This is a genomic window from Mesorhizobium sp. B1-1-8, assembly GCF_006442795.2.
Lineage (GTDB): Bacteria > Pseudomonadota > Alphaproteobacteria > Rhizobiales > Rhizobiaceae > Mesorhizobium.
The window spans coordinates 3,872,433-3,895,464 of sequence record NZ_CP083956.1 but is presented as its reverse complement, the minus strand read 5'-3'; the positions used below and the strand labels follow the sequence as shown (position 1 = coordinate 3,895,464).

The following is a 23,032-nucleotide window of genomic DNA, read 5'->3' as shown; positions in this document are numbered from 1 at the left end:
GAGCCTTCTGTTTGGGAGCCGGTCACAGTCGTGCCGCCAGTGCCTGCAGCGCGAGCGTGTAGCCAAGCGGCCCGAACCCGCAGATCATGCCGACAGCGACCGGCGCAACCATGGAGACGTGGCGGAAAGGCTCCCGCGCGTGGATGTTGGAAAGATGGACTTCTAGGACGGGCAGCGGCGCGATGGCGCGGATGGCGTCGTGAATGGCAATCGAGGTGTGGCTGTAGGCGCCGGGATTGATGACGATGCCTGCGGCCTTGTCGCCGGCTTCCTGGATCCAGTCGACGAGGTCGCCCTCATGATTGGACTGGCGGAAATCGATCTCCAGTCCGAGCGCGGCGCCCGCCGCCTTGCAATCCTCGGCGATCGCGGCCAGCGTCTTGCCGCCATAAATCCCCGGCTCGCGCTTGCCGAGCGCATTGAGATTGGGACCGTTGAGGACGAAAACCGTTTTCAAGAATGCCGACCTTGTCTGGCGCCGGCCCCAAGCCAGCGCACTGGGCCTCTATAATGGGCATAGTCGCCTGCGAAAAGAGCGCAAGTGCGTTCTTTTGCTGTCCACAACAGGCGGAAAACCGCCTGTTGGCGCTACCTGCCTGCGCTTAGAGCGCGGCGGCCTTGGCCTGCTCGATCTTTTCGGCGAGAACCTGCTGTCCGAGCGCGCCGAAGATAACCTCGTTGCCGACCACATAAGACGGCGTGCCGGTGATCGACAGCTTGGTGGCAAGGTCGTAGGTCCGGGAAAGGGCCTCGTTGATGCTGGGGTCCTTCATCTTCTCGCGCAGCTTCGCCTCGTCGGCGCCAAGCGACAGCGCGACCTTCATGGCGGTCGCTTCGTTGGCGCGGCCCTGGCCGCCGAGCAGCGCGGTGTGGAATTCGCCATACTTCTGCGGCATCATCAGATGGAACGCCATCGAGACGATGCTGGCCTTTTGGGATTCCGGGCTGAGGATCGGGAATTCCTTGAGCACGAAGCGCAGGTCCGGATCGGCCTTGGTCAGCGCCTTCATGTCTTCGATGGCGCGTTTGCAGAAGCCGCAATTGTAGTCGTAGAACTCGACGATGGTTACCTTGCCGTTCGGATTGCCGACGACGCCATCGAAGGTGGAATTGAAAATCTCGTCCTTGGCTTTCTTGATGACGCCGAGATTGGCGAGCCGCTGCTCTTCCTTCTGCTTGGCCTCGAGCGCATCCTGGACCTCGAGCAGAACCTCGGGGTTCTTCAGCAGATAGTCGCGGATGATGCCTTCGACTTCCTTGCGGTCGATCTTGGTGTCCGCCGAGGCGACCTGGACGACTTGCGCCGTATCGGCCTTCGCCGCCTGTGGACTTCCCGCCACGAAGCCGAAAGCCAGCATGCCGAGCGCCACCGCCACGCCCGCGCTGCCGAGCAGGATTGCCTTGTTCATAGATCCGATCCTTCTGCCTGTCCCGGTCCGCTCTAGTCGCCGCGTGCGGCCGGGAGGTTCATTTGAGCTTGTTCGATGGCGTGTAGTTTATGATATCCTGCGCGCGAAGCCAGTCAGGTTCGCCGCGCTTCAACTTCTGTTGAGCCCGCATGGCGAAGATTTTCGCGTTCTTGTAGTCGCCTGAATAATAATGTTCTTCAGCCGTGGCGAGGTCGGCGGCCGGGATGTCGCCCAGTTCGCCATAGGCCTGCGCCAGATAGCGATAGGCATCGGCATTTTCCTTGTCGCGCCCGATTCCGTTATTGAGCTGGACCACCGCCTTCTTCAGCGAATCCGGCGTGCCCATCGCCATCAGCGCCTGGCCGAGCGAGACCGGCAGCAGTCCCGACCGTGCCGGGTCGAGGCTGACCGCCTTGGCATAGGCCTCCGCCGCATCCTTCGGCTTGTTGGCCTTCATCAGGATATCGCCGCGCAGTTCCTGGAAATAAGGGTTTTTCGGCTGCTCCTTGATCAGCGCCGCGGTCTTGACCAGCGCGGCAGCCGGATTGCCGTATAGATAGGTCACCTGCGCGTCGCCATAGCGCGAGGCAAGGCTGCCCGGGTTCTTGCGCATCAGTCGCGCCACCGCCGCCTGGCCCTGGGTATAGGCGGCGATCTTGATGCGCATCATGTCGTGCCGCTGCTGCAGCGCCGGCGGGTCGACCGCGTTGACGTAAGGGCTCTGCTTGACCAGCACTTCGAGGTTGGCGATGCGCTCCTGCGGCATCGGGTGGCTGATCCGGTATGGGTCGAGCTGGGTGCCCGACAGCGACAAGGCACTCTGGAAGCGGGCAAAGGTCTTTAGCATGCCCATGCCGGACTGGCCGGTGGCGTTGAGATAAGTGATCGCCGAGCGGTCGGCGGTGATCTCCTCAGTGCGCTGGTAAGCGAGGATGCTGCGCTGCGCCATCTCGCCGCCGCCGGCGGCGACGCCCATGCCGGCGCCGGCAAGGCCGCTGCTTTTGGTGGTGGCGCCGGCAACCATTGCGCCGGCGCCAAGCAGCGTGGCGATGATGGCCATTGTCTTGGCGCGCTCGAGCTGATCGCGCAGCTTCTGCTGGTGGCCGCCGGCGATATGGCCAGCCTCATGGGCCATGACGCCGATGATCTCATTAGGCGTTTCCGCCTGCACCAGGGCGCCGGTGTTGATGAACATGCGGCGACCGGCGACGAAGGCATTGAAACTCTGATCGTTGACCAACACGATATCGATGCCGTCATTGGCGAGCCCCGCCGCCTTGAAGATAGGGCGGGCATAGTCGCGCACCAGTGCCTCGATCTCGGCGTCGCGCACCACCGGCACGCCTTGCGCGAAGGCGCTGACCGAACTTGTGACCGCCATAGCGGCGGCAAGTAGCAGCGTGGCGAATCCGCGGCCGGTTCGCACTGGGGTCGATCTGACGATCATCGGTCGGGTCGGCTCAACATGACAGTCCACTGGTAGACGAGCCGGCGAAGGATGGAAAGTCGGCATCAATAACTTCGTGCGCGCTTGTGATCCCCACATCAATCGGGCATTTGTGCGGCGCAGGCAAAAGGCAGGCATGACGAGAGTTCAAATGGTCGTTTCGCTTTCACGCCGCGGCGAGGTCGAGCCGTTCCACGCCATGGACATATTGGCCGAAGCCAACCGGCTGAAGGCCACCGGCGTTCCCGTGGTGTCGATGGCGGTCGGCCAGCCGTCCGACCCGGCGCCGGCCGGGGTCAGGCAAGCTGCCGCCGCCGCCCTGAAGCATGGACGCATCGGCTATACCGACGCGCTCGGCCTGACCGAGCTGCGCAAGGCGATCGCCGAGCATTATGGCGAGCATTACGGGATCGATGTCGCGCCGGCCCGCATCGCCGTCACCACCGGCTCGTCCGCCGCCTTCAATCTGGCATTTCTCGCCATGTTCGACCCGGGCGACCGTGTCGCCATCGCCGCGCCCGGCTATCCGGCCTACCGCAACATCATGGCCGCGCTCGGCATCGAGATCGTCGAGATCGAGCTCGGCGGCGATGCTTATCTGCATGCCGAACACCTCAAAGATGCGCATCGCGAAAAGCCGCTGAAGGGGGTGCTGTTCGCCAGCCCCGCCAACCCGACCGGCGCTGTCATCCCCGCCGACGAGCTTTCGGCGCTGGTCAAAACAGCGGAGGAGTTAGGCATCGCGGCGATCTCGGACGAAATATATCACCGGCTGGCCTATGCCGCGCCGGACGTCACGGCGCTGGCACATGGCACTGGCGTGACGGTGATCAATTCCTTCTCGAAATACTACTGCATGACCGGCTGGCGCATCGGCTGGATGGTGCTGCCGGAAGAGCTGGTGCGGCCGGTCGAGCGCATTGCCCAGAGCCTCTACATCTCGCCGCCGGAACTGTCGCAGCTCGCCGCGATCGAGGCGTTCAAGGCCACACAGGAGCTGGAGGCCGTGAAGGCGCGCTATGCCTGGAACCGTGACCTGCTGATGAAGCGCCTGCCTGACCTAGGCTTTCCGCTGGCGTCGCCGATGGACGGCGCCTTCTATGCCTTCTGCGATGTCACACGCCACACCAATGACAGCATGGCCTTCGCGCGAAAAATGCTTGCCGAAGCGCATGTGGCGGCAACGCCCGGCCGCGATTTCGATCCGCTGCAGGGCCATCGCACCATGCGCTTTTCCTATGCCGGCAGCCATGACGACATGGTCGAGGCGATCGCGCGCATCGAACGCTGGCTGAAATAGACGCCATGCCGGAACTCGAACAGGCGCTTGCCGAGGTCGCCGCCGAAATGGCGGAGCGGACCGATCGCGGCGATGTCGCCACCTACATCCCGCAGCTCAGCAAGGTCGATCCGAAGAAGTTCGGCATCGCCGCCGTCACCAAAGATGGCCGCGTCATCGTCGCCGGCGATGCCGACCAGCCGTTTTCGATCCAGAGCGTCTCGAAAGTGTTCACGCTGACGCTGGCGCTTGGGCATGTCGGCGACGCGCTGTGGAAGCGTGTCGGCCGCGAGCCGTCGGGCAATCCGTTCAACTCGATCGTCCAGCTGGAGCACGAGAACGGCATTCCACGCAATCCGTTCATCAATGCCGGCGCCATCATCGTTTCCGACATCCTGCTTGCCGGCCATCAGCCGCGCGAGGCGATCGGCGAAATCCTGCGTTTCATCCAGTTCCTCGCAGACGACGATACGATCATCGTCGACCGTGAGGTCGCGGCCTCCGAGCGGGCCACCGGCTACCGCAATTTCGCTTTGGCCAACTACATGAAATCCTTCGGCAATCTCCATCACGAGCCGGAGCTGGCGCTAGGTGTCTATTTCCATCACTGCGCCATCGCCATGAGCTGTCGGCAGCTGGCAATGGCCGGCCGCTTTCTCGCCAATGGCGGCAGGAACCCGGCGACCGGACATTCGGTCGTCTCGGCCGAACGGGCGCGCCGCATCGGCGCGTTGATGCTGACCTGCGGCCACTATGACGGTTCCGGCGATTTCGCTTTCCGCGTCGGCATTCCCGGCAAAAGTGGCGTCGGCGGCGGCATATTGGGCGTCGTGCCCGGCGTGGCCTCGCTGGCCGTATGGTCGCCCGGCCTCAACGAGAACGGCAACTCCAAGCTCGGCTCGATCGCGCTGGAGAAGCTCGCCAGGATGATGAACTGGTCGATCTTCGCGCCTTAAAGCATGTCTCCCGAAAGTGTGCAGCGGTTTCGGGATAAAGACATGCTCAAATTAAAGACCAAAGCAGGTCGCGTGAATCGTTTTTCACGCGACACGCTTTAGCGGCAAAACGAGAATCCCGCGCCGTCCTTCCGGAAGGCGCGGGATTGCTAATAAAGCCTAATAATCTGAAAAGTCTAGAAAAAGCCCTTCCGCTGCCACCAGCCGGCGCGCTTCGGCTTCTCCTCGGCCTTGGCTTCGTCGGAGACATTCGACGAGACCACCGGAACGACGGGCGCGTCGATCGGGGTAGGCTTGCGCCGCGTCGGATGGATGGGTTGTTCCGGCTCGGCGGCGGCGGCCGCAGCTTCGGGCTCCGGCACCGCAACTGTTGCAGTGGGCTCCGCTACGGGTTCCGACACCGCTTCGCCCGCAGTCTCGGCGACCGTTTCCGCGACTGCCTTCTTCGCTCTTGATGCGCGGCGCTTCTTCGGCTTGTCTGCCTCGGGAGCATCGTCATTGGCGGCCGCCGGGGCGGCCTGCTCCTCCGCGATCACCGGGGCCGGCTGGCTTTCAGCAGGTCCGCCCTCCGCGGCCTCGTCTTCAAAGCCGTCGGCGGTCTCTCCGGCAACGGCTTCGACCGAACCTTCACCCTCATGGCGATTGCGCTTGCCGCCGCGCTTGCCGCGCCGGCGCTTCTTGCCCTGACCGTCTTCTGCTTCGGCGCCGGCAGGCGCGCCAGCCTTGACCTCGGCGCTTGCTTCGCCCGCCGGCGCGGTCGCTTCCGCCGCGGCGGGTGCCGAAATGGCGTCGGCGTGGGCTTCATGGTCGCGGTCGCGATCCTTGCCGCCGCGCCGCCTGCGGCGCTTGCGGCGCCGGCGGCCTTCGCCGTCCTCCGACCTTTGCTGCGGCTGCCCCTGCTGCTGCGGATGCCGCGGCTGCTCGGCCTCGACCGACACCTCGTCCTCTTCCTCGACTACGGTCTCGTCCTCGGGCTCTTCCGGCTCGACATAGGCCGGCAGGCTCCGCATCTCGACAAAGCCTTCCGGCTTTTCGGCCAGCGCACCGCGGAAGATCGCGTAATGCTGCGCGCCGACCGTGTCGTCCGCCTCGATCGTGATGGTCAGGCCGAAGCGGGCCTCAAGCTCCACCAACGTGGAGCGCTTGTGGTTGAGCACATAAAGCGCAGTCGCCGCCGGCGTGCACACGGTGATGTGGCTGCGCGAATCCTTGAGCAGGAATTCCTCGATCGCCCGCACCACCATCAGCGCCACCGAGGAGTCGGAACGCACATGACCGGTGCCGCCGCAATGCGGGCAGGGCTTCATGGTCGATTCCAGCACGCTGGCGCGGATACGCTGGCGCGACATCTCCATCAGGCCGAAATGCGAGATGCGGCCGACCTGGATGCGCGCGCGGTCGTTCTTGAGGTGATCCTTCAGCCGCTTCTCGACGGAGCGGTTGTTGCGGTTCTCCTCCATGTCGATGAAGTCGATGACGATCAGGCCGGCAAGGTCGCGCAGCCTCAATTGCCGGGCGACTTCCTCGGCGGCTTCCAGGTTGGTGTGGAGCGCGGTGTCCTCGATCGAATGCTCCTTGGTGGAGCGGCCGGAGTTGACGTCGATCGAAACCAGCGCTTCGGTCTGGTTGATGATGATGTAGCCGCCGCTCTTCAGCGTCACCTGCGGCTGCAGCATGCGGTCGAGTTGTGCCTCGATGCCGTTGCGCACGAAGATCGGCGTGGTGTCGCGGAAGGGCTGAACCACCTTGGCGTGGCTCGGCATCAGCATGCGCATGAAGTCCTTGGCCTCGCGATAGCCGTCCTCGCCGGAGACCAGGATCTCGTCGATATCCTTGTTGTAGAGGTCGCGCACCGAGCGCTTGATCAGGCTGCCTTCCTCATAGACCAGGGCAGGGGCCGAGGATTGCAGCGTCAGATTGCGGACGTTCTCCCAAAGCCGCATCAGATATTCGTAGTCACGCTTGATCTCCGCCTTGGTGCGGCTTTCGCCGGCGGTGCGCAGGATGACGCCCATGCCTTGCGGCACTTCAAGATCGGCGACGACTTCCTTCAGCCGCTTGCGGTCCTGTGCGTTGGTGATCTTGCGCGAGATGCCGCCGCCACGCGCGGTATTGGGCATCAAGACCGAATAGCGGCCGGCGAGCGAGAGATAGGTGGTGAGTGCGGCACCCTTGTTGCCGCGCTCTTCCTTGACGACCTGCACCAAAAGGATCTGGCGGCGCTTGATGACTTCCTGGATCTTGTACTGGCGGCGCACCGGCTTGCGGCGGTTGCGCACCTCTTCCAGCGCGTCCTCGGCGCCCACCGATTCGATCTCGTGCTCGTCCGGATGCGAGGACTGCACCTCTTCCAGCATGCCGCGGTCATTGTCGCTGGAGATGGCTTCGCCGGTCGTCTCGGCCTGCGGCACCGCTTCGGAAATCACATCGGCTTCGATGCTTGCGGCGATCGAGGTCGGGCCGCCTTCGGAAGGCTCGTCATTGCCGCTCTCGGGACTGTCATTGCTGGCGGCAGCGCTCTCGTGGTCGTTAGCCGCCTCGGGCGCCGCTTCGGCGACCTCAGTATTTACCTCGGCGGTCTCAGTTGTGGCATTGTCTGCATCGCCGCCCGCTTCGCCGGCTTCAAGGCCGGTTTCGCCGGTTGCGGCGACTGTTTCCTCTGCGCCTTCACCGCTTTCTTCAGAGCCGGCGGCTTCAGCGTCGCGCTTATGCTCGCCGCGGTCGCGGCTCTTGCCGCCGCGCCGGCGGCTGCGACGGCCGCGGTCGCGGGCCTGCTGCTCGTCGCCGTCGCTCTCTTCGGCGTCTTCGTCCTCGGCCTCCTGCGCTTCGGCGCGCAGCAGAGCCTGACGGTCGGCGACCGGGATCTGGTAATAGTCGGGGTGAATTTCACTGAAGGCGAGAAAACCGTGACGGTTGCCGCCATATTCGACAAAGGCTGCCTGGAGGGAAGGTTCGACGCGGGTTACGCGGGCGAGGTAGATGTTTCCTTTGAGCTGCTTCTTGTCCTGGGATTCAAAGTCGAATTCTTCGATGCGGTTACCGCGAACGACAACGACGCGTGTTTCCTCCGGGTGGGAGGCGTCTATCAGCATTTTGTTGGGCATTATTTCGTTTCCCCCCGGCAGCCGTAAGCCACAGCTGGCGGGGCAAAACCCGCCGCTGCGTGCCATTTGTGTGGATGCCGGATAATTGAATGTCCGCCGGCCGCCGCTTCAGCGCAATGGCGGTGCCGCCCGCAGCCACGATGGCGCGGTTCGATGCGGACCTTTCCATGATTGCGCTTGAAGCCATCGGCACCCAGCAGAACCTTTTGAACCAAAGCCCGGACTTGAGCCGGACCAGCTTGTTTGCTCACGTGGAGCCGGCACGGGTCGACCCGGCCGTTTTCCTCACGCAAGCGATTCCCCCGCCACGGGAGCACGCCTGCGAAATTCGTCGCGATCACCTGAGCCTTTTCGCAGCATGCGAAAGGAGCCGCCTTATCTGACCTTTAGCAGGAAACTGCAGAGATAGGCGGTTCCAGGATTGCAGTGATCCAATGTCGCTTTTATGATTTGGCGGGGTGGAAGGCAACCCCGATTTCGGATGCCGGCAAAAAGCGCTTCCGCAAGGGGAGGCAGCGTTCCAATTCACCATATGAAAAGGCTTGGTTAACCTTCTCTGGATACCAATCGTTAATCGAGTTGGCGGCCTGACAGGCATTTCCTACGAAAAGACCCGGCGCGCGGCGCCAAACCGGGGAGCGACTGAAGAAAGATGGGACTGGCAGGCACCGCAGACAAGGGGCGTGGCGCCGCCGGGGCTATGCGGCCTATGGCGTGGGCTCTTTTCCTGCTGGCGATGCTGCTTGGCTTGACGGCCGTCTCACGCGCCGATTCCCTGCTTGGCGCGACCGGCTACAAGATGGCGGGCGACGCCACCAGGATGCGCATCGTGATGAGCTTCGACCGCGAGCCCGACATCAAGTGGTTCCTGCTGCGCAGCCCAAATCGCCTGGTCGTCGACCTGCCGCGCACGCGATTCGCCATCAGCGCCAAGGACGTGAAGCCGCGCGGCCTTGTCCAGGCCGTGCGCTACGGCGACCAGGGCGACGGCTCGCGGCTGATCCTTACCGGCAAGGGCCCCTTCGCCATCGACAAGCTCGACGTGCTCAAGAATGACGACGGCAGCGGCTACCGCATCGCCATCGACATGTCGGCGGCGTCCGAGCGCGAATTCGACCAGGCGCTTGCCAACCAGGCGCTGACGACCGGCTCGACCGTCTCCACCGACAAGGGCGGCCGGGTCGGCACCGGGCCGATCTCCAACCCCGGCCATCGCTTCACGGTCGTCATCGACCCTGGTCATGGCGGCGTCGACGGCGGCGCCGAGAGCGCCGCCGGCACGGTCGAAAAGAACGTCACGCTCGCCTTCGCCGCCGAATTGCGCGACAGGCTCGCCGCGGTCGGCAAATACGATGTGTTCATGACGCGCGACAGCGACGAGTACCTGCGGCTCGATGATCGCGTGCGTATCGCCCGCCAGCACGAGGCCGACCTGCTGATCTCGATCCACGCCGACACCATCAATGTCAGAGGCCTTCGCGGCGCGACCGTCTATACGCTCTCCGACAAGGCGTCGGACCCCGAAGCCCAGGCGTTGGCCGATCGCGAAAACCTGTCCGACCAGTTCGCCGGCATGGTGATCAAGGACGACAACAAGGAGGTCACCGACATCCTCATCGACCTGATCCGCCGCGAGACGCACAGCTTCTCGATGAGCTTTGCCCACACGCTGGTCGGCCAGTTGTCGACGAGCGTCGGCCTGATCAACAATCCGCAGCGCTCGGCCGGCTTCAAGGTGCTCAAGGCGCCCGATGTCCCCTCGGTGCTGGTCGAGCTCGGCTATCTTTCGAATGCCAAGGACGAGGCGCAGCTGCTCAACGCCGACTGGCGCGGCAAGGCGGCGCAGAGCATAACCAATGCCGTTGCCCTGTTTGCCACGGCAAAGACTGCGGCCCGGGCAGGCGGCTGACCGCGCCGCTCCTGCGCACAACCGCAAGCGGCCTCACAACCACAAGCGGCGTTGCACGACGACAACACCCGGCGCTATTATTCTGCCGTCGAGTTCCTGAAACATCGCGCTGCCGCATTTTGTCCACATGGTCGCGACATGGGTTTTCCGATGCGGATTGGGACCGCCCCGGGGAAGCTTGCACGACAGTCGGCTTCGTTTAGGAAAATCCCGAACCTCGGACTGGAGCGGGCATGATTCGTCTCATCGGCTATTTCTTCGGCATCGGCACGATGCTGGCGCTGCTGGTCGCTGCGGGCGTGGCGATCTATGTCGGCCATCTGGCGAAGGACCTGCCCGACTACGAGGTGCTGGCCAAATACGAACCGCCGGTGACGACGCGCATCCACGCTTCGGACGGCTCCCTGATGGCCGAATATGCGCGCGAGCGGCGTCTTTACTTGCCGATCCAGGCGATTCCGGACCGCGTCAAGGCAGCCTTCATGTCGGCCGAGGACAAGAATTTCTACAACCATCCTGGCGTGGACATAACGGGCCTCGGCCGGGCCGTGATTGCCTATGTCTCGGGCGGACCGACGCAGGGCGGTTCGACGATCACCCAGCAGGTCGCCAAGAACTTCCTTCTGAGCAACGAGCGTTCCATGGAACGCAAGGTCAAGGAAGCCATCCTGTCGTTCCGCATTGAGCAGGCCTACTCCAAGGATCGTATCCTCGAACTCTATCTCAACGAGATTTTCTTTGGCTTCAACGCCTATGGCGTTGCCGGCGCCGCACTTACTTATTTCGACAAATCGGTGAACGAATTGACCGTGGCCGAGGCTGCCTATCTGGCATCGCTGCCGAAAGGTCCGGCCAACTACAATCCCTTCAAGCACGCCGATCGCGCGATCGAGCGGCGCAACTGGGTCATCGGCCAGATGGTCGAGAACGGTTACGTAACCCCAGAAGAGGGCGCCAAGGCGAAGGCTGAACCGCTCGGCGTGACGCCGCGCCGCACCGGCTCCTATCTGTTCGCAGGCGAATATTTCACCGAGGAGGTGCGTCGCCAGATCATCGCCCGCTACGGCGAGAGCGCGCTCCTGGAAGGCGGCCTGTCGGTGCGCACCACGCTCGACCCGAAGATCCAGCTTATTGCCCGCAGGGCGATGCAGAACGGCTTGCTGAAATACGACACGCTGCGCGGCTATCGCGGGCCGGTGACCCATATCGACGTTTCCGGCGACTGGGGCGTGCCGCTCGGCAACGTCAAGGGGCTGGAGGACGTGCCGGAATGGACGCTCGCCGTCGTGCTCGACAGTTCCGCCAATGGTCTGACCATCGGTATCCAGCCGGCGCGGCAGGCTTCCGGCGACATTGTCAAGGAACGCGTCGAAGGCACCGTCAGCAAGGACGACATGGGCTTTGCCATGCGCCATGTGGTCAATGGCAAGACCGTCAAGGCAAAGTCGCCGGCTGATGTGCTGGAGCCCGGCGACGTCGTCTTCGTGCAGAAGAACGACGGCTCCGACAATGCCTACAGCCTGCGCCAGGTGCCGGAGGTCGAAGGCGGCCTGGTCGCCATGGACCCGCATACCGGCCGCGTGCTGGCCATGGTCGGCGGCTTCTCCTACGCGCAGTCGGAGTTCAACCGCGCGACGCAGGCGATGCGCCAGCCCGGCTCCTCGTTCAAGCCGATCGTCTATTCGGCGGCGCTCGACAACGGTTACACGCCGGCGTCGGTGATCATGGACGGCCCCATCACCATCCAGAGCGGCAACACGACATGGACGCCGAAGAACTATGACGGAACCGTCGCCGGCCCGGCGACCTTGCGCTCCGGCATCGAAAAATCGCGCAACCTGATGACGGTGCGGCTCGCCAACGACATGGGCATGAAGCTGGTCGTGGAATATGCCGAACGCTTCGGCGTCTACGACCACCTGGCGCCCTATCTGCCGATGGCGCTGGGCTCCGGCGAGACGACGGTCATGCGCATGGTGTCGGCCTATTCGATCATGGCCAACGGCGGCAAGTCGATCAAACCGTCGCTGATCGACCGCATCCAGGATCGTTACGGCAAGACCGTGTTCAAGCAGGACGAGCGCGGTTGCGAAGGCTGCAACGCCAGCGAATGGAAGAACCAGCCGGAGCCGGAGCTGGTCGACAATTCCGAGCAGGTGCTCGACCCTATGACCGCCTATCAGATCACCTCGATGATGGAAGGCGTCGTGCAGCGCGGCACCGGCGCCACCATCGGCGAGCTCGGCCGCCACATCGCCGGCAAGACCGGCACGACCAATGACGAGAAGGATGCCTGGTTCATCGGCTTCACCCCGAACCTCGTCGTCGGCCTCTACATGGGCTACGACACTCCGCGCGGCCTTGGCCATGGCGCCACGGGCGGCGGCCTGGCGGCGCCGATCTTCAAGGATTTCGCGCGCGTGGCGCTGGACGGCACGCCCAATGTCGACTTCCAGGTTCCCGACGGCATGAAGCTGATCCCCATCAACCGCAAGACCGGCATGCGCGCGGCCGAAGGCGATCCCAACACCATCATCGAGGCCTTCAAGCCCGGCACCGGCCCGGCCGATAGCTACTGGGTGATCGGCATGGGCGCGGACGGCTCCAACGGCTCCGGCGGCGGGCTGTCCCCGCAGGCCAATCAGGCCATTCAGGACGGCGGCGGCGGCCTCTACTGACATCTCCCGATATCGAATGCGCCGGCTGGATGGAGCCGGCCATTTCGCTTTACAGGCGGCGGTGCCGTGCCTATGTATCGCGCCTATCCCGAACAATAACCAAGAACAACAGGACAGAACCAGAAGCCATGCGCGCGGAAACGCTCAACATTGTCGACGAGATCAGGCAGGCGATAACCCTGCTGAGGAGGCATCTTTGACTGGGATCAGGCCATCAAGCGGCTTGAATACCTGAACGTCCGCGCCGAGGATTCCAGTCTGTGGAACGATCCTCTGGAAGCGCAGAAGCTGATGCGGGAACGCCAGGGCCTCGAGGAAGGCATCGCCGCGGTGAAGGGCCTGACCCAGGCGCTGGAAGATAATATCGGCCTGATCGAGCTTGGCGAGGAAGAGGGCGACGAAGGCGTCGTCGCTGAAGCCGAAGCAGCACTTCGCTCCATGCAGGGTGAAGCCAAGGCCCGCCAAGTCGAGACGCTGCTGTCGGGCGAGGCCGACGCCAATGACACTTATCTCGAAATCCATGCCGGCGCCGGCGGCACCGAGAGCCAGGACTGGGCCTCGATGCTGTTGCGCATGTATACGCGCTGGGCCGAGCGCCGACGCTTCAAGGTCGAGGTGCTGGAGGTCCACGACGGCGAGGAGGCCGGCATCAAGTCGGCCACCTTGCTGATCAAGGGCCACAACGCCTATGGCTGGCTGAAGACCGAATCCGGCGTCCACCGCCTGGTGCGCATCTCGCCTTACGACAGCAATGCGCGCCGCCACACTTCCTTTGCCAGCGTCTGGGTCTATCCGGTCATCGACGACACGATCGATATCGACGTTTCGGAATCCGACGTCCGCATCGATACCTACCGCTCTTCCGGTTCGGGCGGCCAGCATGTCAACACCACCGATTCGGCGGTCCGCATCACCCATCTCGCGACCGGCATCGCGGTCGCCTGCCAGGCGGAACGTTCGCAGCACAAGAACCGCGCCAAGGCCTGGGAAATGCTGCGCTCGCGCCTTTACGAGGAAGAGCTGAAGAAGCGTGAGGCGGTGGCGAATGCCACCGAGGCCTCGAAGAGTGATATCGGCTGGGGGCACCAGATCCGCTCCTACGTGCTGCAGCCCTACCAACTGGTGAAGGATCTGCGCACCGGCGTCGAAAGCACCAGCCCGTCGAGCGTGCTCGACGGCGATCTCGACGAGTTCATGGAAGCCTCACTATCGCACCGCATTGAAGGTGGTGCAGGCGAGATGGTGGCGGACCTCGACTAGGATATCCCGATATTCGGGTGAGGCCGGCCTGACCTGAATCGCGACATATCCTGAGCGCCGTGGCGGGAGGAGGAGTGATGACGCGCACGCTTTCCGGAAAATGTTTTTGCGGCGCCGCTCGCTACGAGGTGGCGGACGAATTCGCCTATGCCGCGAACTGCCATTGCTCGAACTGCCGGCGCACGACAGGTTCGGCCTTCAAGCCTTTCGCCGGCATCGAGCGCGACAAGTTCCGCCTGACTGCCGGCGATGGCAAGTTGCTGATCTTCGGCGATGCAAGCGGCCATGATGCGCATTGCGGGCAGTGCGGTTCACTGCTTTATTCGGTGGTGCGCCAGGGCGCTTACGTCCATATCGCCATGGGGTCGCTGACAGACGACCCGAGCATCCGCCCGAGTGCGCACATTTTTGTCGGATCCAAGGCGCCATGGTTCACGATCGCCGACGATCTGCCACAATTTGTTGAGCATGCCACCGGCTGACAGGCCGGAACCTCTGCGACCGGAACTTCGTTGTTAAGCGCCCCGGTCGCCGGCCTGCCTTGATCCGTGGGTTAACCAAGCCGGCGCACGATTTTTTGCCGCAGTCGCCGGCGCGTGGATGCGATTCCGATCAAACGATCGCTTCTTGCGCCGGCCAAGGAATCAGCCCAGCCTTCGGGTTGTGGGAACAAGCATTTATGGCCGGACGCGGCTTGTCTGCGACTGACGATCCGGCCACTGGGAAGACACGTTCCGGGAACGGGCAAGCGAAACCGCTTGATGCTCGAAAGGAATGTTTCGATGTCTGCTGCCACCCTAAGGTCGGCTCAAGCCGTTCGACCGGCCGGCCGACTCCTGTTCTCTCTGCTCGCGGCCGGGGCGCTGCTGTCCATGCCCGCCTTCGCCCACGATGCACTACCCACGGCGGCTAAGCCGCAGGGGTGGAGTTATCCCTTCGCCTGCTGCGCCAACTACGATTGCAAGGAAGTCCCGCAATCATCGGTCGGCGAGCGGCCCGAAGGCTACGTCATAAAAGGCACGGGCGAGGTGGTTGCGTATAGCGACAAGCGGGTCAAGAATTCACCCGATGGCGAGTACCACTGGTGCGCGCATCAGGCCGGGCTTGATGCCGGCAAGACCATCTGCCTGTTCGTGCCGCCGCCCTCTTACTAGACCTTTGAGCTGACGCGGCCAGGCCGATGCTCCAAGGCGTGTGAGGCCTTGATCACGGCAGCGCGTGGCTGCCAAGCCTGCTGACAGACGGGTTGTCAGGACCGCTTCTTTATGCTGCCGTCGCCAGCCAGGGCGGCGGACAACGGAGAGAGGTGACGTCATGACCATCAAGGGAAGCTGCCACTGCAAGGCGACCACATTCGAGGTTTCGGAAGCGCCGCGGACGGTCACGCAGTGCACGTGTTCTTTCTGCTCCAAGCGCGGGTCGCTATGGGCCTATCACGTTCCTTCGCAATTCAAGCTGACCAGCCCGGCTGAAAACGTTTCCTTCTACCGCTGGGGCTCCAAAACCGTCAAACACGGGTTCTGCGCCATTTGCGGCTGCGGCACCTTTACCGAAACGCCGGACTGGTCGAGCGGCCAACCGGACTTCGACAATCCGAGGGTCAGCGTGAACTCGCGGCTGTTCGACGATTTCGACCTCGACAAGGTCGAGGTGGTGGTCATCGACGGCAAGAATCTCTGGTAGAAAGGCGGCGGCACGATAGCCGGGGCGAAGGGCAGCCGGCTGAAGTTTTGCGGGCGGCTTCGCCGTTCCGTTTTTCGCCGCATTTCATGCTACAAGGCATGCGGAAGGGCTGATTTGGCGCGGTCGCAAGGGCCGTGATTTGGAGAGGGACAATCTTATGAAGAAAACCGTGCTCGTCGTCATGGCGACGGCTGTGCTCGTGAGCGCCTGCACCACCACCGATCCGTATACCGGTGACCAGAAGATCTCCAACACGGCGGCCGGCGCCGGGTTGGGCGCCCTGGCAGGCGCCAGCCTCGGCCTGCTCGCCGGCGGCAACGACCGCCGCAACGCGCTGATCGGCGCCGGCATCGGCGCGCTTGCCGGCGGCGCCATCGGCGCGACCATGGACCAGAACGAGGCCGAACTGCGCCGCCAGTTGCAAGGCACCGGCGTCAGCGTCACCCGCAGCGGCGATCAGATCATCCTCAACATGCCGTCCGACATCACCTTCAATGTCGACCAGGATGCGGTGAAGCCGGGCTTTTATCCGGTGCTGAACTCGGTGGCGCTGGTGCTGAAGAAGTTCCGCCAGACCACGGTCGACGTCTTCGGCCACACCGACTCGACCGGCGGCGACGAGCACAATTTCGACCTGTCGCAGCGCCGCGCTCTGGCAGTCGCCAATTACCTCTCCGGTCAGGGCGTCGATTCCCGCCGCTTCGCCGTTACCGGCTTCGGCAAGACGCGCCCGATCGCATCCAATGCGACCGCCGCTGGCCGCGAGCAGAACCGCCGCGTCGAGATCCAGCTCTCGCCGCTCACCTGATCTGTCAGCCACCGAATGCGAAACGGCCCCGGCAAGGGGCCGTTTTCGTGTGTGCCGAGCATGATCGACAGCTCGGAGGTGTGAGTCCTCTACCCAGCCTGATGACGGCGAAGGGTTAGCGAAGCGCAAGGGCGTCGTCGTGAGGCGGGGTCTGAAGGAAGCGTGGAGCAAACCCGCGACCCGATGGACAAGAACCGGATATGAGGCCTACCCGGCCGGACGAGCGGGCACGTGACCGCGAAGTCCATGGTCATCAAGGACCGGGGTGGTAAATCCGGCGGGTGTGCGGGGAAGGCGGTCGATCTTACCTCGGGAGATCTGCGCCGTGTCCGGAATTCCGGACTGAGCCCGCCGTGAGGCGTGCCGATCGCGGCGCAGAAGTCAGCAGAGGGCATAGTAGCCGCCGGGCTTGCCCGGAGGCGAAGGCTCGAACGGTTGGAAGGACGAGTAGGACGGAGTTCTCGCATTGGCCATGCGGCGGAAAACCCAGCTTGAGCTGGCCTTCTCCGAGATGGGAGCGGGTGAAGCCCGCGACCGCTCTGGGGCAGGGACCGAAGCCCGTGCGGCGAACGCCGCCTCCGAAAGCCCGGCGGCGATGGCCGGACCGTGCATGGAAGCGATTGTCGAGCGCGACAATCTGAGGAAGGCGCTGGCGCAGGTCCGGCGCAACAAGGGAGCGCCGGGGATCGACGGCATGAGTGTCGAGGCTGGCGCTGCATCTGAAAGACCACTGGCCCGAACTTCGTGCCCAATTGCTCGAAGGCTCCTACAAGCCGCAACCGGTGCGGCGCGTCGAAATCCCGAAGGCGTCCGGCGGCACCCGTCCGCTCGGCATCCCGACAGTGCTCGACCGCTTTATCCAGCAGGCGGTGATGCAGGAGCTGCAGGACGCATGGGATGACGGGTTCAGCGCGTCGAGCTACGGGTTCCGACCCGCACGCTCGGCACATCAGGCGGTTGCCGCGGCGCAAGCGTTCATCGCGTCGGGCCACCGCATCGTGGTGGACATCGACCTGGAGAAGTTCTTCGACCGGGTCAACCACGACATCCTGATGGGGCTGGTGGCCAAGCGGGTATCCGATCCGCGCCTCCTTCGTCTGATCCGGGGCTTTCTGACCTCGGGAGTGCTCGAAGGCGGGCTGGTCGGCCCAATCGATGAGGGAACGCCGCAAGGCGGCCCGCTCTCGCCGCTGCTGTCGAATCTGATGCTGGACGAACTCGACAAGGAACTGGAGCGACGCAAGCATTGCTTCGTGCGCTACGCCGACGACTGCAACATCTATGTGCGCAGTGTGCGGGCGGGTGAACGGGTGATGGCCAGCGTCGAACGCTTCCTCGACAGGCGTCTGAAGCTGAAGGTCAACACGCACAAGAGCGCGGTCGCCCCGTCGCACCGGCGCAAGTTCCTCGGCTTCAGCTTCACGGACGAGAAGACGCCAAGGCGTCGGATCGCGCCTGAGGCGGTCGCCCGGTTCAAGGAGCGCGTGCGGGTGCTGACGATGCGGACGCGGGGCGCAAGCCTCGTGCTGATAGCCAAGGAGCTGTCGACCTATCTGAAAGGATGGCGCGGCTACTTCGGCTTTTGCGAAACCCCGTCGGTGCTGCGCGACCTCGACCGGTGGATCAGGCGAAGGCTGCGATCCATCGCATGGAAACAGTGGACGCGCGGGCGCACCCGCTTCGCGGAGCTGCGGCGCCGGGGTGTCGGGCGCGAGCTGGCGGCACAAACCGCCGGCAGTGCGCACGGTCCCTGGCGCATCAGCAACAGTCCCGCGCTCGCCATTGCCCTGCCAAATGCTTTCCTCGCAAGCATCGGCCTCGCTTCCATCGAACCCGCCAAGACCGCATAACCAATCGAACCGCCCTGTACGGACCCGTACGCAGGGTGGTGTGGGAGGGGAGGAGCCGCGAGGCTTCCCCCTATCCCGATTGAGCGGATGCCGGCGTTTCTCAACTCCATGCCGCCAGCCGGAAGAATTAGCTCGTCCTAACGAACTGCTTTTCCGCAACCGCGGAAAGGACTAGCATCGATGCTGTTCCAGAGGGGATGGGGCGCAATAAACGGCCGCGCAATCAGCATCTCGCCTCGGTCTTGCACGGCCAGATCATAAAATCTGGGAGGAATGCATGACAGGAACAGCTCGCCTTGGGCGCTGCGGCGTCTTCGTTTTGGCAGGTCTCATTGGCGCTTGGTTAAGCGCCGCCGCGGCCCAGGCCGAGGACGCCAACAAGGCCGACATCGATGCCTTGAAAAAGTCGCTCGCCAAATACGAGGACTACACCGCCGCCGTCCGCGACCTCTATCTGTCGACCGTCGGCTGCGTCTACTACAGCGGTGAAAAATTACCGGGCACGATGAACTATCCGAAGGGCGCCATGGGCATCCATTTCGTCAACGTGCCCAGCGTCGGCCAGAAGCTCGACCCGATGAAACCCAACGTCTTGATCTATGAGCCGACCAAGAAAGGCTTGAAGCTGGTAGCCGCGGAATGGCTGGTGCCGCTGACGCCGGACACCAAGGAAGTTCCCGTGCTCTTTGGCCAGAAATTCATGGGGCCCATGGAGGGGCACTATCCGCTCATTCCGAGGGAGTTCGTCCACTATGACCTTCATGCATGGCTGTTCAAAGACAACCCCAACGGCATGTTCAGCCCGACGAACTCGAACGTGAAATGCAGCAAGGCCGAGTTTCCCATGCTGGAGAAACCGACCAAGATGATGCCGGGGCCGATGTAACGGAAAGCTGGCTTATCGAGAGGGCAAGCCGGTAAGTCGGCTTGCCCGCGAAACAGCTCAGACCTTGGCGACTATCCGCATGAAGGCCGGCACGTCGTCGCCGAAGCCGACGGTGCCGTCATCTTCCTCACGGCGGTGGCGGGCCGGGCGATTCTGGTCGCGCGGCGCACGCGCCTCGCCACGCTGCTCGTTGCGGTCGGCGGAACCCTTGCGATCGTTTTCGGAGCGGATCGCATCCTTGCGCGCGCGGCGCTCGGCAATGTCGGCAATCTCGGCGATCGGCTGCTCGTCGTGCTCGGCTGCCTCGTCCTCGACAGGCTTGGCGCGACGGTCCTTCTTGACCTTGCGGTCCTCGTCCTTGCGGCCGGCGCGGCGCGGGGCGCCGCGGCCACGGCGCGGCGCTTCCTCGCCGGCGCTTTCGGTCACCGTCGACAGGTCGCCGTCATGCCACTCGATCTTGGTGCCGATCAGCCTTTCGATCGCATCGATGTATTTGGTGTCCGAACGGGTCGCGATGGTGAAGGATTTACCGGAACGCCCGGCGCGGCCGGTGCGGCCGATGCGGTGAACGTAATCCTCGGCATGGATCGGCACGTCATAGTTGAAGACGTGGCTGACATCGGGGATGTCGAGGCCGCGCGCCGCGACATCGGATGCCACCAGATAACGCAGCTTGCCATCGCGGAAATTGGCTAGCATCTGCATGCGCGCCCGCTGGTCCATGTCGCCATGCAGCGCGCCGGCGTCGAAATCATATTTCAGCAGCGAGCGGAACAGTTCCGACACCTCGATCTTGCGGTTGCAGAAGATGATGGCGTTCTTCAGCTCCGCATCCTCGGCCTTGATCAGGTTGCGCAGCGTTTCGCGCTTGTCCCAAGGCTTGGAACCGGACTTCACCAGCCTCTGGATGATGTTGGTGGCCGCCGACGCCGCCTTCGAAACCTCGACCCGCACCGGCGCGTGCAGGAATTTTTCGGTGAGCTTGGTGATCTCCGGCGGCATGGTCGCCGAGAAGAACAGCGTCTGTCTGGTGAACGGGATCATCTCGCAGATGCGCTCGATGTCGGGGATGAAACCCATGTCGAGCATGCGGTCGGCTTCGTCTATGACGAGGATCTCGACGCCGTTGAGGAGCAGCTTGCCCCGCTCGCGGTGGTCGAGCAGGCGGCCTGGCGTCGCGATCAGCACGTCGGCGCCGCGCTCCAGCTTCTTGTCCTGTTCCTCGAACGAAACGCCGCCGATCAGGAGCGCGATGTTGAGCTTGTGGTTCTTGCCGTATTTGATGAAGTTCTCCTCGACCTGCGCGGCGAGCTCGCGCGTCGGCTCGAGGATCAGCGTGCGCGGCATGCGCGCCCGGGCTCGCCCCTTTTCCAATCGCGTCAGCATCGGCAGAACGAAGGAGGCGGTCTTGCCGGTTCCGGTCTGGGCGATGCCCAGCACGTCCTTGCCGAGCAGCGCGTGCGGAATGGCGCCGGCCTGGATCGGGGTCGGCTTGGTGTAGCCGGCGTCGGTGACTGCGGAGAGGACCTTTGGCGACAGGCCGAGGTCCGTGAATGTCAACGCTTCGTGAGCGGTCGTGGTGTCTGAGGACAAGTGTTTGATGTCTTTGGCTGGTTTGGGAAAGCGCGACGGCATCCGGCGCGGCAAGCGCCGCGCGCCTGCAAGATCAGTCCTGCAGTTAGGGGCAAGTCCGCGATTTGTCAACAGAAACGGCCGGAAATGCGACGATTGTGAAGACGTAACCTTAACCGGGTTGTTTAATCGAACCGGTGTCTTTGCGCCGGCTCAATAGCGGAATTGTTCTGCGAGAATGCGTTCGTTCCACGAATGGTTGGGGTCGAACAGCAGCGTCGCTGTCGCGGTCGGCGATTCCCGCACGATGACAGAAGCCACCGCCTTGACCTCGGTGTGGTCGGCGGCCGCGTTGACCGGGCGCTTTTCCGCTTCCAGTATGTCGAAGCGCACGGTCGCCTTGTTGGAAAGCAGCGCGCCGCGCCAGCGGCGCGGCCGGAATGGGCTGACCGGGGTCAGCGCCAGAAGCGGTGCGTCGAGCGGCAGGATCGGCCCGTGCGCCGACAGATTGTAGGCGGTGGAGCCGGCAGGCGTCGCGATCATGACGCCGTCGCAGTTCAACTCCTCCAGCCGCACCTGCTCGTCGACGGTAATGCGGATTTTCGCCGTCTGGTAGGACTGGCGCCAAAGCGCCACTTCATTGATCGCCAGCGCGCAAACCGTTTCGCCTTCGTAGGTCACCGCCTGCATTTCCAGTGGGCGGATCGTCTCGGACACGGCCCTCGAAATGCGCTCCTCGAGGCCGCCTGCGCGATATTCATTCATCAGGAAACCGATGGTGCCGCGGTTCATGCCGTAGACACGCTTTCCCGTGCTCATCGTGTCGCGCAGGGTCTGCAGCAGAAAGCCGTCGCCGCCGAGCGCGATGACGATCTCGGCGTCGGCGATCGGCGTCTGCCCATAGCGCGACGACAGGCTTTCCAGCGCCGCGCGGGCGTCGTCGGTGTCGGAAGAGACGAAGGCGAAACGGCTGGCGGTTTTGCTCATGGATCCCGGACGGCAATCGCGGCCGCCTGGCATGGGCCGCGCCCGCGACGGCGTAGCATGCGCCGCCCGCCTCTGCAAAGGGTGGCGAGGCGCGGCAGCAGTTTGCCAGCCGCTCGCGCTTCGTGACAGGCGCGCAATGAATGTGATGGCGGGAATGGTTAAGGCGGAGCTTAAACACTCGTAAAGCCGCATCGGTCATGTTAGCCCGCAGTGGATGGGTTGGCGGGGGCTGGCCAGTCGAGAGACCTGTCTATTGCCGGTAACGCGTCTGATCATAGTCGTTGTGATGATGGGCAGTTTCGCCCTCATGTTCGCCGAACTGGTGCGCCATTCGGAGGAGATGAGCCAGCGCCCCCAGCCGGCCGCCTCCCGCTGCGGCGATGCCACCGCAATGCCTTGCCCGCAAAGGGCGCTTTGAGGCCAATTCACGCCTGACTCTAAACCGCTCCGCGGCAGGTGACAGCACCTGCCGTTTCCCCCTTGAGTCGAAACTGGAAATCAGATACAACCTAAGAGCGCATAAAGGGGGAAGGGTTGATGCAGTTTCCTGTCTGGCATTGGGCAATTCTGCTGCTGCTGATTGGCGTGCCTGCTTTCTTTGCCGTTCGATCAGCTGCCAGGCCGTCACAGAACCCAGGGGAGCTCGTGGGATTTGGTGGCTGGTTGTTGTTGCTGGCAATCGGTCAGACCTTGTCGCTGTTCCGTACGTTGGCAGACCTGGTCTCGTCGAGCGACGGTTACAAGCAGCTCATGCCGCTGCCGAACGGCCCATTGGCAGTCTACGGTGAAATAGGATTGTTATTGGCGTTTACAGCGCTGCAGGTGGTTGTTCTTGTTGCAATGCTGAGGCGGAGCCCCCGGTTCAAGCAGCTGTTCCTGTACCAATGGATCGCGATCCCCCTTGTATTCGTACTCGACGCTGTTTGGACCTCTACGATTCTAGGTGCTCCAATCAGCCAAGTTGTTGCGGGAGATGCGCTGGTCGCACCCATTGTGTCGTTTGTTCTGACCGGGATTTGGGTCGCCTACATCCACAAGTCGATCAGGGTGAAAAACACCTTCGGCGAAGCTGTAGCCGCCGCGCAGATCGCGACTTCCCCTTAGCGGCATCAGCCGGGTTCAACTCTTCGCATGTCGGTTCAATTCTGGTGTCGTCCTTCGCCAAGGCTTCGGAGGACGCTCCCTCGTCCAACAAGCTCCGGGT

Annotated in this window: 19 protein-coding genes; 13 read left to right on the top strand and 6 right to left on the bottom strand. The window is 63.5% G+C overall.

Features of this window, described 5'->3' with window-relative positions:
• Positions 1-22 precede the first annotated feature (22 nt).
• From aroQ to FJ974_RS18910, 3 genes are all read right to left on the bottom strand, one after another.
• On the bottom strand, positions 23-457 hold the full coding sequence (aroQ, locus tag FJ974_RS18920; protein WP_140538334.1) for a type II 3-dehydroquinate dehydratase: 435 nt from the start codon (positions 455-457) through the stop codon (positions 23-25).
• A gap of 145 nt (positions 458-602) precedes the next feature.
• Complete coding sequence (locus FJ974_RS18915) at positions 603-1,409, bottom strand: DsbA family protein (protein ID WP_140538333.1); 807 nt, start codon at positions 1,407-1,409, stop codon at positions 603-605.
• Positions 1,410-1,467: 58 nt separating this feature from the next.
• Positions 1,468-2,856 carry a M48 family metalloprotease gene (locus FJ974_RS18910; protein WP_181177293.1) on the bottom strand — a complete coding sequence of 463 codons (1,389 nt, stop codon included), beginning with the start codon at positions 2,854-2,856 and terminating at the stop codon, positions 1,468-1,470.
• A gap of 151 nt (positions 2,857-3,007) precedes the next feature.
• Here FJ974_RS18910 and FJ974_RS18905 point away from each other — a divergent pair, with 151 nt between their 5' ends.
• Together FJ974_RS18905 and FJ974_RS18900 are read left to right on the top strand one after the other, a co-directional pair.
• A complete protein-coding gene (locus FJ974_RS18905; RefSeq protein WP_140538331.1) occupies positions 3,008-4,156 on the top strand; it encodes a pyridoxal phosphate-dependent aminotransferase in 1,149 nt (382 codons plus the stop codon).
• A 5-nt stretch (positions 4,157-4,161) separates the two neighbouring features.
• Positions 4,162-5,091 (top strand): glutaminase, encoded by a 930-nt coding sequence (locus FJ974_RS18900; protein WP_181177292.1) that lies wholly within the window; start codon positions 4,162-4,164, stop codon positions 5,089-5,091.
• 176 nt (positions 5,092-5,267) lie between these two features.
• Here FJ974_RS18900 and FJ974_RS18895 read toward each other — a convergent pair whose 3' ends face one another.
• Positions 5,268-8,195, bottom strand: a complete 2,928-nt coding sequence (locus tag FJ974_RS18895; protein WP_140538329.1) for an Rne/Rng family ribonuclease — start codon at positions 8,193-8,195, stop codon at positions 5,268-5,270.
• 89 nt (positions 8,196-8,284) lie between these two features.
• Between FJ974_RS18895 and FJ974_RS18890 the strand changes: the two genes are divergently transcribed.
• The 10 genes from FJ974_RS18890 to FJ974_RS18845 all read left to right on the top strand — a co-directional run bounded on the left by FJ974_RS18890 (position 8,285) and on the right by FJ974_RS18845 (position 19,269).
• The gene (locus FJ974_RS18890; RefSeq protein ID WP_140538328.1) at positions 8,285-8,578 is read left to right on the top strand and encodes a hypothetical protein; all 294 of its coding nucleotides are present in this window, start codon (positions 8,285-8,287) and stop codon (positions 8,576-8,578) included.
• 326 nt (positions 8,579-8,904) lie between these two features.
• A complete protein-coding gene (locus FJ974_RS18885; protein WP_226891297.1) occupies positions 8,905-10,104 on the top strand; it encodes an N-acetylmuramoyl-L-alanine amidase in 1,200 nt (399 codons plus the stop codon).
• Positions 10,105-10,337: 233 nt separating this feature from the next.
• Complete coding sequence (locus tag FJ974_RS18880; RefSeq protein ID WP_140538327.1) at positions 10,338-12,782, top strand: penicillin-binding protein 1A; 2,445 nt, start codon at positions 10,338-10,340, stop codon at positions 12,780-12,782.
• Between the two features lie 128 nt (positions 12,783-12,910).
• Positions 12,911-14,042 (top strand): peptide chain release factor 2 gene (gene prfB / locus FJ974_RS18875; RefSeq protein ID WP_140538326.1). Its coding sequence is split into 2 segments (ribosomal slippage): positions 12,911-12,976 and positions 12,978-14,042, totalling 1,131 coding nucleotides; the frame shifts between segments, so codons are not numbered across the junction.
• A gap of 77 nt (positions 14,043-14,119) precedes the next feature.
• Positions 14,120-14,524: a GFA family protein gene (locus FJ974_RS18870; RefSeq protein ID WP_140538325.1), complete on the top strand. Its 405-nt coding sequence runs from the start codon at positions 14,120-14,122 to the stop codon at positions 14,522-14,524.
• 300 nt (positions 14,525-14,824) lie between these two features.
• Positions 14,825-15,196, top strand: a complete 372-nt coding sequence (locus FJ974_RS18865; RefSeq protein WP_140538324.1) for a hypothetical protein — start codon at positions 14,825-14,827, stop codon at positions 15,194-15,196.
• Between the two features lie 160 nt (positions 15,197-15,356).
• Positions 15,357-15,725: a GFA family protein gene (locus FJ974_RS18860; protein WP_140538323.1), complete on the top strand. Its 369-nt coding sequence runs from the start codon at positions 15,357-15,359 to the stop codon at positions 15,723-15,725.
• A gap of 157 nt (positions 15,726-15,882) precedes the next feature.
• Positions 15,883-16,533, top strand: a complete 651-nt coding sequence (locus FJ974_RS18855; RefSeq protein WP_140538322.1) for an OmpA family protein — start codon at positions 15,883-15,885, stop codon at positions 16,531-16,533.
• Positions 16,534-17,231: 698 nt separating this feature from the next.
• Positions 17,232-18,383, top strand: coding sequence for a group II intron reverse transcriptase/maturase (gene ltrA, locus FJ974_RS18850; protein ID WP_226891296.1), 1,152 nt, complete (start codon positions 17,232-17,234; stop codon positions 18,381-18,383).
• A 277-nt stretch (positions 18,384-18,660) separates the two neighbouring features.
• On the top strand, positions 18,661-19,269 hold the full coding sequence (locus tag FJ974_RS18845; RefSeq protein ID WP_140539294.1) for a hypothetical protein: 609 nt from the start codon (positions 18,661-18,663) through the stop codon (positions 19,267-19,269).
• Positions 19,270-19,326: 57 nt separating this feature from the next.
• Here the strand turns inward: FJ974_RS18845 and FJ974_RS18840 are convergent, their stop codons facing one another.
• Together FJ974_RS18840 and FJ974_RS18835 are read right to left on the bottom strand one after the other, a co-directional pair.
• Entirely contained in the window at positions 19,327-20,862 is a 1,536-nt protein-coding gene (locus FJ974_RS18840) for a DEAD/DEAH box helicase (protein ID WP_181177351.1), read from the bottom strand.
• Positions 20,863-21,054: 192 nt separating this feature from the next.
• Positions 21,055-21,828, bottom strand: a complete 774-nt coding sequence (locus FJ974_RS18835) for an NAD kinase (RefSeq protein ID WP_140539296.1) — start codon at positions 21,826-21,828, stop codon at positions 21,055-21,057.
• A gap of 537 nt (positions 21,829-22,365) precedes the next feature.
• Between FJ974_RS18835 and FJ974_RS18830 the strand changes: the two genes are divergently transcribed.
• Positions 22,366-22,932 (top strand): DUF2569 family protein, encoded by a 567-nt coding sequence (locus tag FJ974_RS18830; protein WP_226891295.1) that lies wholly within the window; start codon positions 22,366-22,368, stop codon positions 22,930-22,932.
• The last annotated feature ends 100 nt before the right edge of the window (positions 22,933-23,032 follow it).